The following is a 13,850-nucleotide window of genomic DNA, read 5'->3' on the forward strand; positions in this document are numbered from 1 at the left end:
CTTGATTGTCAGTGGCGGCGGGTACGTTTTTGGGCATGGGGATGCAGACAGGGGCGCACATCGTCTGGGACTGGAACGGGACGCTGTTCCACGACAACGACGCGATCATCGGGGCGACGAACGCCGCGTTCGCCGAGCTGGGACTGGCCTCGATCACGCTGGAGCAGTACCGGGCGCTGTACTGCGTGCCGGTGCCGAAGTTCTACGAGCGGCTGATGGGCCGGCTGCCCACCGACACCGAGTGGGAGGTCATGGACGCGACCTTCCACCGCCACTACACCGAGCACCGGGTGCGGTGCGGGCTCACCGAGGGCGTGGCGGAGCTGCTCACCGGCTGGCGGTCGGCGGGGCGCAGTCAGTCGATTCTGAGCATGTACGGCCATGACGAGCTGGTTCCGCTGGTCAAGGGGTTCGGGATCGAGACGCACTTCATACGCGTCGACGGGCGGACCGGTCCCTCCGGGGGCAGTAAGGCCGAGCACATGGTGCGGCATCTCGCGGAGCTGGTGCTGGCCGGGGTGGAGCCCGCTCGTACGGTGGTCATCGGGGACGCGGCGGATGACGCGGTGGCCGCACGGCACGTGGGGGCCGGAGCGGTGCTGTACACCGGGGGATCGCACAGCCGGGCCAGTCTGGAGGGGGCCGGAGTGCCGGTGGTGGACACGTTGGGGGAGGCCGTGGCGGAGGCGGAGCGGTTGGCCGCGTGAGCGGTGCGGGTGCCGCCGGTCGAGCCGGTGGCCGCGGTGGACGCTGCGTGGTGCCCGGCGCCGGGCGGCGGACGACCGCTGCTCGCACACTGAGCCGCAGCTGTGCAGAACGTCCAAGTTCGGGCCTTGGTTTTGTACACATGCGGCTCGTGACGGGGGCCCCGCAAGGAGCGATAGCCTTGTGGCGTGATCAGCGCGATAGCTCGCGGGGGCACCGGCGCCCCCGCTCTGCGCCCGGTACGCACGGACGACATCCGTGTCCGGGCGGCGGTCGCTGGTCTTCGCGGGCGGGACGGGGCATCGAAGGCCCCCGGTACGACGCCGCACACTCCCCGGACGGTGACAGCGAGAGCGACGTCACACCCGGCGAGCGCGGCGACATTGGCTGATATGCCCCCGCTCCTCTCACCTTGCGGCATAGCGTCGGAACAGACCGGACACCCCGCGTCTCGACGTCATGCCGGAAGGCAGGAGACCGTACTTCCTTCTACGTCACGCAACGGCGCGCGACAGGAGTCAGAGGACAATGCAGACCAAGCTGGACGAAGCCAAGGCCGAGCTGCTCGAAAGGGCTGCGCGGGTAGCTGAGAACAGCCCGGTCGGGGGGCACCTACCGACTGGGACGACGGACGAGGGCGCGCCGGGCACCCCGGACCACGCGTCCGTGTTCGCGTTTCTCCGGCGCTACTACCGGCACACCGCCCCGGAGGACCTGGCCGACCGCGACCCGGTCGACGTCTTCGGAGCCGCCGTCTCGCACTACCGGCTGGCCGAGAACCGCCCGCAGGGCACGGCGAACGTGCGGGTGCACACCCCGACGGTCGAGGAGAACGGCTGGACGTGCAGCCACTCCGTCGTCGAGGTGGTCACGGACGACATGCCCTTCCTCGTCGACTCCGTCACCAACGAACTGACCCGGCAGGGCCGCGGCATCCACGTCGTCGTCCACCCGCTGATCGTGGTGCGGCGCGACGTCACCGGGAAGCTCGTCGAGGTGCTCACCGGCGGCCCCTCCGACGACCTGCCGCACGACGCGCACATCGAGTCCTGGATCCACGTCGAGATCGACCGCGAGACCGACCGCGGCGACCTGAAGCAGATCACCGCCGACCTGCTGCGGGTCCTGAACGACGTCCGTGAGACCGTCGAGGACTGGGGCAAGATGCGGGACGCCGCCGTCCGCATCGCCGAGCGGCTGCCCGCGGAGCCCGCCCCCGACGACCTTCCCCCGCGGGAGCTGGAGGAGGCCCGCGAGCTGCTGCGCTGGCTGGCCGACGACCACTTCACCTTCCTCGGCTACCGCGAGTACGAGCTGCGCGGTGACGACTCCCTCGCCGCCGTCGCCGGCACCGGCCTCGGCATCCTGCGCTCCGACCCGCACCACGCGGCCGACGAGAGCCACCCCGTCAGCCCGTCCTTCGAGCGGCTGCCCGCCGACGCCCGGGCCAAGGCCCGCGAGCACCGGCTGCTGGTGCTGACCAAGGCCAACAGCCGGGCCACCGTGCACCGGCCGTCGTACCTGGACTACATCGGCGTCAAGAAGTTCGACGAGAACGGCAACGTGGTCGGCGAGCGCCGCTTCCTCGGCCTGTTCTCCTCCGCCGCCTACACCGAGTCCGTCCGCCGGGTCCCGGTCATCCGGCGCAAGGTGGAGGAGGTGCTGGAGCGGGCCGGTTTCTCGCCCCACAGCCACGACGGGCGGGACCTGCTGCAGATCCTGGAGACGTACCCGCGCGACGAGCTGTTCCAGACCCCGCCGGACGAGCTGCAGGCCATCGTCACCTCCGTGCTCTACCTCCAGGAGCGGCGCCGTCTCCGGCTCTACCTGCGGCAGGACGAGTACGGGCGCTACTACTCGGCCCTCGTCTACCTCCCCCGGGACCGCTACACCACCGGTGTCCGGCTGCGGATCATCGACATCCTCAAGGAGGAGCTCGGCGGCACCAGCGTCGACTTCACGGCCTGGAACACCGAGTCGATCCTGTCCCGGCTGCACTTCGTGGTCCGCGTCCCGCAGGGCACCGAACTGCCGCAGCTGTCCGACGCCGACAAGGATCGCATCGAGGCCCGCCTCGTCGAGGCCGCCCGTTCCTGGGCCGACGGGTTCGCCGAGGCGCTGACCGCCGAGGTCGGCGAGGAGCGGTCCGCGGAGCTGATGCGCCGCTACGGCAGTGCCTTCCCCGAGGGCTACAAGGCCGACCACGGACCGCGCTCCGCGGTCGCCGACCTCGGTCACCTGGAACGGCTCGACGAGGACCGGACGTTCGCGCTGAGCCTGTACGAGCCGGTCGGCGCCGCGCCCGAGGAGCGGCGCTTCAAGATCTACCAGAAGGGCGGCCAGGTCTCCCTGTCGGCCGTCCTGCCGGTGCTCAGCCGCCTCGGCGTCGAGGTCACCGACGAGCGCCCGTACGAACTGCGCTGCTCCGACCGCACGGCCGCCTGGATCTACGACTTCGGGCTGCGCATGCCCAAGTCGGTGGCGGGCGGCGCCGACTACCTCGGCGACGACGCGCGCGAGCGCGTCCAGGACGCCTTCGCCGCCACCTGGACCGGCCAGGCGGAGAACGACGGCTTCAACGCCCTCGTGCTCAGCGCCGGGCTGACCTGGCGGCAGGCGATGGTGCTGCGCGCGTACGCGAAGTACCTGCGGCAGGCCGGCTCGACGTTCAGCCAGGACTACATGGAGGACACCCTCCGCAACAACGTCCACACCACGCGGCTGCTCGTCTCGCTGTTCGAGGCGCGGATGGCCCCCGAGCGCCAGCGCGCCGGGCGGGAGATCGTCGACGCCCTGCTCGAGGAAGTCGACGCGGCCCTCGACCAGGTCGCGAGCCTCGACGAGGACCGCATCCTGCGGTCCTTCCTCACCGTGATCAAGGCGACGCTGCGGACGAACTTCTTCCAGAAGACGAGCGACGGCAAGCCGCACGACTACGTCTCCATGAAGTTCGACCCGCAGGCCATCCCCGACCTGCCCGCCCCGCGCCCGGCTTTCGAGATCTGGGTGTACTCGCCGCGCGTCGAGGGTGTGCACCTGCGCTTCGGCAAGGTCGCGCGCGGTGGTCTGCGCTGGTCGGACCGCCGGGAGGACTTCCGCACCGAGATCCTCGGCCTGGTCAAGGCGCAGATGGTGAAGAACACCGTCATCGTGCCGGTCGGCGCCAAGGGCGGCTTCGTCGCCAAGCAGCTGCCCGACCCGGGCGTCGACCGCGACGCCTGGATGGCCGAGGGCATCGCCAGCTACCGGACCTTCATCTCGGCGCTGCTCGACATCACCGACAACATGGTGGCCGGCGAGGTCGTGCACCCGGCGGACGTCGTCCGGCACGACGAGGACGACACCTACCTCGTCGTCGCCGCCGACAAGGGCACCGCGAAGTTCTCGGACATCGCCAACGAGGTCGCCGAGTCCTACAACTTCTGGCTCGGCGACGCCTTCGCCTCCGGCGGCTCGGCGGGCTACGACCACAAGGGCATGGGAATCACCGCCCGCGGCGCCTGGGAATCCGTCAAGCGGCACTTCCGGGAGCTGGGCGTGGACACCCAGACCCAGGACTTCACCGTCGTCGGCGTCGGCGACATGTCCGGCGACGTGTTCGGCAACGGCATGCTGCTCAGCGAGCACATCCGCCTGGTCGCCGCCTTCGACCACCGGCACATCTTCCTCGACCCGGCCCCGGACGCGGCCACCTCGTACGCCGAGCGCCGGCGCCTGTTCGAGCTGCCGCGCTCGTCGTGGGAGGAGTACGACACCGAGCTGATCTCGGCCGGCGGCGGCGTCTTCCCGCGCACGGCCAAGTCCATCCCGGTCAACGCGCACATCCGCGAGGCACTCGGCATCGAGTCCGGCATCACCAAGATGACGCCGGCCGAGCTGATGAAGGCGATCCTCGCGGCGCCGGTGGACCTGCTGTGGAACGGCGGCATCGGTACGTACGTCAAGGCGTCCACCGAGTCCAACGGCGACGTCGGCGACAAGGCCAACGACGCCATCCGCGTCGACGGCAAGGACCTGCGGGTGCAGGTCGTCGGCGAGGGCGGCAACCTGGGCCTGACCCAGCTCGGCCGGATCGAGTTCGCGCTGCACGGCGGCCGGATCAACACCGACGCCATCGACAACAGCGCGGGCGTGGACACCTCCGACCACGAGGTGAACATCAAGATCCTGCTCAACGGTCTCGTCAAGGACGGCGACATGACCGTCAAGCAGCGCAACAAGCTGCTCGCCGAGATGACGGACGAGGTCGGCGCGCTGGTCCTGCGCAACAACTACGCGCAGAACACGGCGATCGCCAACGCACTGGCCCAGTCCAAGGACATGCTCCACGCCCAGCAGCGCTTCATGCGCCACCTGGTCAGGGAGGGACACCTCAACCGAGCCCTGGAGTTCCTGCCCACCGACCGCCAGATCCGCGAGCGTCTCGGCACCGGACAGGGCCTGACCGGTCCGGAGACGGCCGTGCTCATGGCGTACACGAAGATCACGGTCGCCGAGGAGCTGCTGCACACCTCGCTGCCCGACGACCCGTACCTCAGGGGCCTGCTGCACGCGTACTTCCCGACGGCGCTGCGCGAGCAGTTCCCCGACCGGATCGACGGCCACCCGCTGCGCCGCGAGATCACGACGACCGTCCTGGTCAACGACACGGTCAACACGGGCGGTACGACGTATCTGCACCGGATGCGCGAGGAGACCGGTGCGTCGCTGGAGGAGATCGTGCGGGCGCAGACCGCGGCCCGGGCGATCTTCGGCTCCTCCCGGGTGTGGGACGCGGTGGAGGCTCTGGACACCAGGGTCGAGGCCGCCGTGCAGACCCGCATCCGGCTGCACTCGCGCCGCCTGGTCGAGCGCGGCACGCGCTGGCTGCTCAACAACCGGCCGCAGCCGCTGGAGCTCGCCGAGACGGTGGAGTTCTTCGCCGAGCGCGTCGAGCAGGTCTGGTCGCAGCTGCCGAAGCTGCTGCGCGGCGCGGACGCGGAGTGGTACCAGCACATCTACGACGAGCTGACCGCCGCCGGTGTCCCGGACGAGCCGGCCACGCGGGTGGCCGGGTTCTCCTCGGCCTTCCCGACGCTGGACATCGTGCTGGTGGCCGACCGCATGGGCAAGGAGCCGCTGGACGTCGCCGAGGTGTACTACGACCTCGCCGACCGGTTGAGCGTCACCCAGCTCATGGACCGGATCAGCGACCTGCCCCGCACCGACCGCTGGCAGTCCATGGCCCGCGCGGCGATCCGCGAGGACCTGTACGCGGCGCACGCCTCGCTCACCGCCGACGTCCTGGCGGCGGGCAACGGCACGTCGACGCCCGAGCAGCGCTTCAAGGCGTGGGAGCAGAAGAACGCGGCGATCCTCGGCCGGGCCCGCACCACGCTGGAGGAGATCCACAACTCGGAGGCCTTCGACCTGTCCAACCTGTCGGTGGCGATGCGGACGATGCGGACGCTGCTGCGCTTGCATTCGTGACGGCGTGACCGAGTGCCGGAGCGACCGAGTGACGCCGTGACGCCGTGACGCCGTGTCGCCCTGACGGCGTGACGCCGTGTCGCCGTGTCGCCCTGACGGTGTGGCCGTGTGAGGTGCCCCGGGCTGCGAAAGCCCGGGGCGCCTTTATGTCCGGGTTGCCCGAATGTCCCGTATAGGGTGACCGCGTGACTGGGCGTCTCTGGACGACACGCGTCGCCGCGCTCGTCCTCCTCCTGCTGCTGCTCCTGGTCGTCGTCCGGCTGCCCTGGGCCGGTGACCTGGGCATACACGCGGCCACCGTCGAACGCCTGCGGCACAGCCTCCTCGACCCCGGCAACCCGCTGGTCGATGCGGACACGCCGAGCCCGTACTACTCGCCGTGGACGGTGCTGCTCGGCTGCGTGGCCAAGGCGACCGGGTTCTCCACCTTCGTCGTGCTGCGGCTCGGCGCGCTGGCGGCGCTCGGGGTGCTGGCGACGGGGGTGTGGCGGTACGTGCGGGTGCTGAGCGCGCGCCCGGCGGCGCCTCCGCTCGCGCTGCTGTGCCTGACGCTGCTGTGGGGCACGGAGCAGTTCGGCTGGAGCGGCTTTCTCGGGCTCCACTCGCTCGCGCTGACGGTGGCGTATCCGAGCGTGTGCGCGCTCGGGCTCGCGTTCCATCTGTGGGCGTGGCTGTCGCGGCCGACCGGGTGGGGGGTCTGGCTCGGGTGCGGGCTGCTGTGGGCGGTGATCCTGCTCGTCCATCAGTTCTCGGGCGTCGTCGCGTCGTTGGGCGCGCTCGCCGTCGTGTGCGCGGCGCGGGCCGGGTGGGGGGTGTGGGCGCGGCTGGGGGCGGGGCTGGCGCTCGGGGCGGTGGTGCTGTGGGCCTGGCCGTACTACGACTTCTTCGCGCTGCTCGGAGCGGGGGACGGGATGGACGCGGTGCACCGGTCGCTGTACCGGGACCTGTTCGGGCGGTACTGGCTGGTGCTGGTGGGTGTGGCGGCGCTGGGCGTGCGGTGGTGGCGCGACCGGCGGGACGTACTGGTGTTGTTCTTCCTGCTCGGTGCGGCGGTTTTCCTGGCGGGTGGGGTGAGCGGGCACTGGTCGTGGGGGCGGGTGCTGCCCGCCGCGCTGATTCCGGCGCAGCTCGCGGTGGCGCTGGAGGCGGTGGAGGCCGGGCGGCGGACGGTCCGGGCCGGATGGGGGTGCGTACTGGGCGCGGCGCTGGTGGTGGGGGCGTGGGGGCAGGCGGGGACGCTCGGGTACGTGGTCGAACGGGGGGTGTTGCCGGGGGTGGTCGAGGAGACGTACCGGGAGCCGTGGGACGGGTACCACTGGATCACCCCGTGGGTGCGGTACGGGGACGTGGTCATGGCGAGGAAGTTTCCGGCGCGGCAGATTCCGGCGTACGGGGCGTACACCGTGGCTCCCGGGTATCCCGACTTCTTTCTGCCGGACGAGGAGGATCGGGTGGCGGCGGTGCGGGCGTTCTTCGCGCAGGGGGCGGCGCGGAGTGTGCGGTGGGGGACCGTGCGGGAGTACGGGGTGCGGTGGGTGGTGGACCGGGGGGATCGGCTTCGGGGGGTTGAGGGATTGAGGGTGGTGGCTCGGGGGCCGGGCGGTGAGGTGTTGTATGCGGTGGTGTCGTGAGCGGGAGTGTGCCGAGGGTGGGTTTCGTGGTCGCCCGGCGTCGGGGCGCGGCGGCGGTGGGTGCGCGGCCCGGCGTGGCGGGAGGCCTCGGCCTCCCCGGAGGGGGGTGGTACCCCGAGCACGTCAGCGTAGGAGGCTCGCTGCCAGGCGGGCCGTGCGTTTCACCCGGGGTGTGGCCAGGCGGCGCGCCGCCGGGCGGATCAGTGTCGCCGTGCTGCCCACCGGCTGCCAGCGGATCTGGAGGCGGCCGGGGTTGTGGCCCTCCGGTTCCGCCGTGACCCGGTGGGGGAGGGCGCCGGCGTAGTAGGGGACGCGGGCGGTCAGGGGTGGGAAGGACAGAGGGGCCAGGAGGAGGCCCGTGTGGGCCTGGCCCTGGTGGCGGATGCGGAGTACGGGGTGACGGATGCCTTCGAAGCCCTGGAGGGGGAGGCGGGCCGACGCCAGGTCCAGGCGTACGTGGCCCTCGAAGACGCCGGGGCGGACGGGGCAGAGGCGGAAGGGGACCGTGAGGCGGCGGCGGCCGGGGGAGAGGTGGAGGGTGGCGCGCTGAGGGCCGACCGGCAGGCGCAGGGCGGGGTCGTAGGTGCGGACGGTGAGGCCGATCGACGCGCCGGGGCCTCGTTCGATCTCCGTGATCTCGTGGCGGAGCTGGGCGGTGAAGAAGGGGCGGGTGTCCAGGTCCAGGTCCGTCAGGTCCAGTTCGCGGCGGGCCTGTCCGGAGTGCGGGACCCCCTCGCCCCAGTAGGTGCGGCCGTCCGCCGGGTCCGGCGTGGTCCGGCGCGGGGCCACGTCGTGGCCGAGGCCGCGGGCCGCGAGGCGTATGTCGGACAGGCGGCGGTCGCGGACCAGTTGGAGGACGACCCGTTCGGCGCGGGGGAGGCGGGCGTAGGCGCCGGGGGTCAGCGTGTCGAGGTACGGGGTCACGATGTCCGCGAAGGACGCGAGCCACGCGTCGTCCCGGTACGGGAGGTCACCGGCGTACATGCGGAAGTCGTGCTTGAGGAACTTGAAGTCCTTGTCCTCCCGCAGCGACACGTGCCCGCTCTCGGCCAGGAACGCGTCGATGAGACGCTGCACGTGGACGCGGTCGCGGACGTTGGTCAGCTTGTGCCGCTGGTTGGATATGGAGGCCGCCTCGGAGGCGGCGTACGGGGCGACGTACCAGCGGTAGACCGGCTCCGGGACGACGGTGAACGTCTTGGCCAGGCAGTACGCCTGCGCCGAGAAGAGCTGGTCCTCGTAGTGGATGCCCTCGGGGAAACGCAGGTCGTGCCGGTCGAGGAAGGCGCGGGCGTACATCTTGCTGGTCGACAGGTGCTCGAAGAGCAGCCGCGGGTCGGCCTCGATGCCGTCGAGGGTGCGGCGCTCGGCGACCAGGTGCGGCATCCACGTCGTACGGCGTCCGCCGTCCACGCGTATCCGGTGCACCGCGCCCATCGCGAAGTCGATGTCGCGTTCGCGGTGGGCGGCGAGCAGGACCTCGACGGCGCGTTCGGGGAGTTCGTCGTCGCTGTCCAGGAACATCAGGTACGGCGCCCGGGCGATCTCCAGGGCGCGGTTGCGCGGGGCGCTGCAGCCGCCGCTGTTCTCGGGCAGGCGGAGGTACACGACACGGGGGTCGTGGGCCGCGAGTCCGCGGGCCACGTCCTCGGTCGCGTCCGTCGAGTGGTCGTCGCTGATGACGATCTCGATGTTCGCGTGGGTCTGGCGCAGGACGGACGCGACCGCGCGGGGGAGGCGTTCGGCGTCGTTGTAGACGATGACGGTGACGGTGACGTCGGGGGTGCTCGTCGCGGTCATGAGGCCCATGGCGCGGTCGCCTCCTCGGGGGTCGGGGCCGGGGTGCGCTCCTCGACCGGCAGTACGGGCGGCAGCGTTCGTTCGTCCTCGCCGAGGAAGACCCGGCGCACGACGCGTTCGGCGGCGCGGCCGTCGTCGTACCCGCAGAACCGGCGCCGGAAGGCGGCCCGCGCCTTCGCCGCGCGTTCGTCGCGCCAGGCGTCCGTGCCGAGGATCTCCGTCAGCTCCCGCTGGTCGCGGGCGACCGGGCCGGGAGCCTCGGCCGGCAGGTCGAAGTAGACGCCCCGGGTGGTGCGGTACGTCTCCCAGTCGTCGGCGTGGATCACGATCGGGCGGTCGAGGTTGGCGTAGTCGAACATGATCGACGAGTAGTCCGTGACCAGCGCGTCGGCGGCCAGGCACAGCTCCTCGACGGGGTCGTAGGAGGAGACGTCGATGATCCGGCCGGTGCGGCGCAGGCCGGTCAGCGGGGAGGACGGGGAGGCGGCGGTCTCGTAGAAGTAGTGGGCGCGCACCAGCAGGACCGTTTCCTCGCCGAGTTGGTCGGCGAGGGCGGCGAGGTCGAGGCGCGGGGTCCAGCCGGCCTCGTAGTCGCGGTGCGTGGGGGCGTACAGGATCGCCCGGCGGCCGGGCGCGATGCCGAGGCGATCGCGGACCGCGCGGACCTCGGCGGCGCCCGCGGTGTAGTAGACGTCGTTGCGCGGATAGCCGTGGTCGAGGGAGACGTGGCGGGACGGGTACGCCCGCTGCCACATGCGGGTGGAGTGGCTGTTGGCCGAGACGCTGTAGTCCCACTTGTCGACGCGCTCCAGCAGGGCCTGGAAGTCCAGGCCCCGGGCGGCGGCGGGGTACGGCATCTGGTCCAGGCCCATGCGCTTGAGCGGGGTGCCGTGGTGGGTCTGGAGGTGGACGGTGCCGGGGCGTTTGACGATCGCGTCCGGGAAGTTGACGTTGTTGACGAGGTACTTGGCGCGCGCCAGCACCTCCCAGTAGCGGCGGGTGCCGGGGACGACGTGGTCGGTGCCGGGCGGCAGCAGGGCCGCGCCCGGAGCGGTGACCACCCACACCGGGTGGACGCTCGGCGCGAGTTCGGCGAGCTTGGCGGCGATGGCGGCCGGGTTGCAGGCGACGCCGCGGGCCCAGTACGCCGAGAAGACGGCCAGGTGCGGGTCGACCGGTTCGGCGAGTGCCCGACGGTACTGGAGGGTGCGCAGCCGCGTCCCGGCCCGGTGCCTGCCGGTGCGCACCGCCGACCGCATCCTGCGGCGCGCGCGGTTGGCGGCTTGGAGGGCGCGGTACTCGGCGCAATCGTCCTTCTCCAGCAGCGACCGGCGTACGCCTTCGAGGCCGGCCGGGTGCCGGTGGCCGTCGGGGCGGTGGCGCCGGGCGGCCAGGGACGCCCGGTGGAAGAACGCCCGCGCGACGTCGTCCGGCATCCCGGCGCGGGCGAAGGTGCGCAGGCAGTCGCGGACCATCAGGTCGTACAGGACGCGATGGACGGCCGCGCGGCCGGCGGCCAGGTCGAGGAGTGTCTCGTAGCGCTCGACCAGGGCGTGGCGCTGCTTCGGCGTGACCGGCGGCAGGCTCTGGGGGCGCAGTCGGCGCTCCTCGTACGCCGGGTGGGGCAGGCAGGCGACGCGGTCGGCGAGCAGCAGGGCGGTGTACGCGGCGAAGGGCTCGTCCTCGGTGGTGAGGAGGCGCTCGTGGGCCTGCCAGAAGCCGGCCCGCACGGCGCGGTTGCCGAGCAGCGGGGTCAGTCCGAGCAGTGCCGGGCGGTCGTCGAGGGCGAGGCCGGCGCGGCCGGCGCGGCCGGCGCGGGCGAGGCGGGGGCCGTCCGGGGAGGGCAGGCCGGAGGCTCGCCAGGTGCTGTGGACGTGGTCGAAGAGCAGGACGTCCACCGAGTCGGGGAGGCTCGCGGTGTGCTCGGCGACCGTGCGCGGTGCGCCCGGGGGCAGCCCGTCCTTGGCGTGGACGAAGTGCAGCCACCGGCCCGACGCCCGCGCCGCCCCCGCCGCGCGGGCCGCGGCGTCGCCGGCCCCGTCCGGCAGGGACAGCACGGTGAACGCGGGGGTGTGCGGCTCGGCGGTCTCCCGCGCCCAGTCCCCGACGGCGGCCACGATGACCTCGATGCCGGTGAGGGGGTGGGCGGCCAGGGAGTCGAGGAGAGCGGGCAGGTGGTCCTGGACGTTGGGGCCGTGGACGACGACGCTGAGTTCGGGCGTCTCGGACAGGGTCTCGGCCATCGCGGGGACTCCTTCGCCTCGGTCGCTCCCGGATCACTCCTGTTCGTTCGTTCGGCCATAGTGGCATTAATCGGGCAAAAGGGTTAACCGTGCGTACGCCTCCCGGGGGAAGGCGCTCGGCAGGGGCGGCTCCTCAGGCGGCCGTTCCGGCCTTGGGTGCCGCCTTGGGCGCGGCCTCGGACGCGGCCCCGGGTGCGGGCTTGGATGCGGCCCCGGGTGCGGGCTTGGATGCGGGCTTGGGCTTCGCCGCCTTGTCCGGGCCGCCGGTGAACTTCTCGTACTCCTTCAGTACCTCCTCCGTCGGCCCGTCCATGCGCAGCTCGCCGCGTTCGAGCCACAGCACCCGGTCGCAGGTGTCGCGGATGGACTTGTTGCTGTGGCTGACCAGGAACACCGTGCCGGCGTGCCTCCGCAGCTCCCGGATGCGTTCCTCGGAGCGCTTCTGGAACGAGCGGTCCCCGGTGGCCAGGGCCTCGTCGACGAGGAGGACGTCGTGGTCCTTGGCGGCGGCGATGGAGAAGCGCAGCCGGGCCGCCATGCCGGAGGAGTACGTGCGCATCGGCAGCGTGATGAAGTCGCCCTTGTCGTTGATGCCGGAGAAGTCGACGATCTCCTGGTAGCGCTCCTTGATCTGCGCGCGGGACATGCCCATCGCCAGGCCGCCGAGGTGGACGTTGCGCTCACCGGTGAGGTCGCTCATCAGGGCCGCGTTGACGCCGAGGAGGGACGGCTGGCCGTCCGTGTAGATGCGTCCGTTCTCCACCGGGAGCAGGCCGGCGACCGCCTTGAGCAGCGTCGACTTGCCGGAACCGTTGGTGCCGATCAGGCCGATCGCCTCGCCCCGGTACGCCACGAAGGACACGTTCTTCACGGCGTGCACCCGGCGCACGCCCGCCGCCTTCTCGGCCTTCTTGCCGCGCAGGATGCGGTTCAGGGCGGCGGTCGCGGAGCCGCGGCCGCCGCCGGTGCCGTTGACCCGGTAGACGATGTCGACGCCGTCGGCGACGACGGTGGGGACCCGCTCGTCCGCCTGCTTGTTCATGCCGTTGTGGTCAGCCACGTCCGTACGTCTCCTCGGCCTTCCAGAAGTAGATGAAGCCGCCGATCCCGGCGACCAGGGCCCAGCCCACGGCCATCGCCCACACGTGGTCCGGCAGCATGCCGCCGCCGAAGCTGTCGATCAGGGCGAAGCGCATCAGGTCGATGTAGATGACGGCCGGGTTGACCTGGAGGAGGGGGCCGACCCACGAGGGCAGGCCGCTGTCCGGGCCGGTCATGTGATGGATGCTGAACATGACGCCCGAGCCGTACATCCAGGTCCGCAGCAGGAACGGCATCAGCTGCGCCATGTCGGGGATCTTGGAGCCCACCCGGGCCATGACCAGTGCCACGCCCGCGTTGAACACGAACTGCAGCACCAGCGCCGGGACCGCCAGCACCCAGGAGGCGCCGGGCGGAACGCCGAAGGCGAGCAGGATCACGACCAGGGCGGCCATCGAGAACATCAGCTGCTGCAACTGCTGGAGGCAGAAGGAGACCGGCAGCGCGGCCCGCGGGAAGTGCAGGGCGCGTACGAGGCCGAGGTTGCCGGAGACGGCCTTGGTGCCCGCCATGATCGAGCTCTGCGTGAAGGTCCACACGAACACGCCGGTGACCAGGAACGGGACGAAGTCCTCCACGCCGCGGCTGGTGTTCATCAGCATGCCGAAGATGAAGTAGTACACGGCCGCGTTGAGCAGCGGCGTCATCACCTGCCAGACCTGGCCCAGCTTGGCCTGGCTGTACTGGGCGGTGAGCTTGGCGGTGGAGAAGGCGGTGATGAAGTGCCGGCGCGCCCACAGCTGGCGGACGTACTCGGGCAGGGAGGGGCGGGCGCCGCTGACGGACAGGCCGTGGCGGGCGGCGAGGGCCGCGAGGTCGTGGTCGGCGGGGGTGGGAGCGGCCGGGGCCGGGGTCGGGGGCGGTGTGTGGAGGACCTGACTCACATCCGCTGCTTTCGCTC

7 protein-coding genes are annotated in these 13,850 nt (G+C 71.7%); 3 read left to right on the top strand and 4 right to left on the bottom strand.

Translation table 11 applies throughout. The annotated features are described in order from the left end of the window. Positions 1-35 precede the first annotated feature (35 nt). The 3 genes from ACZ4V1_RS00095 to ACZ4V1_RS00105 all read left to right on the top strand — a co-directional run bounded on the left by ACZ4V1_RS00095 (position 36) and on the right by ACZ4V1_RS00105 (position 7,805). Positions 36-707, top strand: coding sequence for an HAD family hydrolase (locus tag ACZ4V1_RS00095; protein WP_468327474.1), 672 nt, complete (start codon positions 36-38; stop codon positions 705-707). A 526-nt stretch (positions 708-1,233) separates the two neighbouring features. After that, on the top strand, positions 1,234-6,174 hold the full coding sequence (locus ACZ4V1_RS00100; RefSeq protein WP_468327476.1) for an NAD-glutamate dehydrogenase: 4,941 nt from the start codon (positions 1,234-1,236) through the stop codon (positions 6,172-6,174). Positions 6,175-6,359: 185 nt separating this feature from the next. Then, on the top strand, positions 6,360-7,805 hold the full coding sequence (locus ACZ4V1_RS00105; RefSeq protein WP_468327478.1) for a hypothetical protein: 1,446 nt from the start codon (positions 6,360-6,362) through the stop codon (positions 7,803-7,805). A gap of 123 nt (positions 7,806-7,928) precedes the next feature. Here the strand turns inward: ACZ4V1_RS00105 and ACZ4V1_RS00110 are convergent, their stop codons facing one another. The 4 genes from ACZ4V1_RS00110 to ACZ4V1_RS00125 form a co-directional block, all read right to left on the bottom strand. Next, a complete protein-coding gene (locus tag ACZ4V1_RS00110; RefSeq protein ID WP_468328868.1) occupies positions 7,929-9,605 on the bottom strand; it encodes a glycosyltransferase family 2 protein in 1,677 nt (558 codons plus the stop codon). Beyond that, positions 9,602-11,848, bottom strand: coding sequence for a CDP-glycerol glycerophosphotransferase family protein (locus tag ACZ4V1_RS00115; protein ID WP_468327480.1), 2,247 nt, complete (start codon positions 11,846-11,848; stop codon positions 9,602-9,604). The genes ACZ4V1_RS00110 and ACZ4V1_RS00115 overlap by 4 nt, the downstream gene beginning before the upstream one ends. Positions 11,849-11,981: 133 nt before the next feature. Then, positions 11,982-12,890 carry an ABC transporter ATP-binding protein gene (locus tag ACZ4V1_RS00120; RefSeq protein WP_468328871.1) on the bottom strand — a complete coding sequence of 303 codons (909 nt, stop codon included), beginning with the start codon at positions 12,888-12,890 and terminating at the stop codon, positions 11,982-11,984. A 10-nt stretch (positions 12,891-12,900) separates the two neighbouring features. Further along, positions 12,901-13,833 (bottom strand): ABC transporter permease, encoded by a 933-nt coding sequence (locus tag ACZ4V1_RS00125; RefSeq protein ID WP_468327482.1) that lies wholly within the window; start codon positions 13,831-13,833, stop codon positions 12,901-12,903. Positions 13,834-13,850 lie beyond the last annotated feature (17 nt).

The organism is Streptomyces sp. NPDC028991 (genome assembly GCF_055564775.1).

Bases quoted from the DNA above. Each gene is read 5' to 3' on its own strand.
- ACZ4V1_RS00100 (WP_468327476.1), top strand. From the start codon at position 1,234: ATGCAGACCAAGCTGGACGAAGCCAAGGCCGAGCTGCTCGAAAGGGCT.
- ACZ4V1_RS00110 (WP_468328868.1), bottom strand. From the start codon at position 9,605: ATGACCGCGACGAGCACCCCCGACGTCACCGTCACCGTCATCGTCTAC.
- ACZ4V1_RS00095 (WP_468327474.1), top strand. From the start codon at position 36: ATGGGGATGCAGACAGGGGCGCACATCGTCTGGGACTGGAACGGGACG.
- ACZ4V1_RS00120 (WP_468328871.1), bottom strand. From the start codon at position 12,890: ATGAACAAGCAGGCGGACGAGCGGGTCCCCACCGTCGTCGCCGACGGC.
- ACZ4V1_RS00115 (WP_468327480.1), bottom strand. From the start codon at position 11,848: ATGGCCGAGACCCTGTCCGAGACGCCCGAACTCAGCGTCGTCGTCCAC.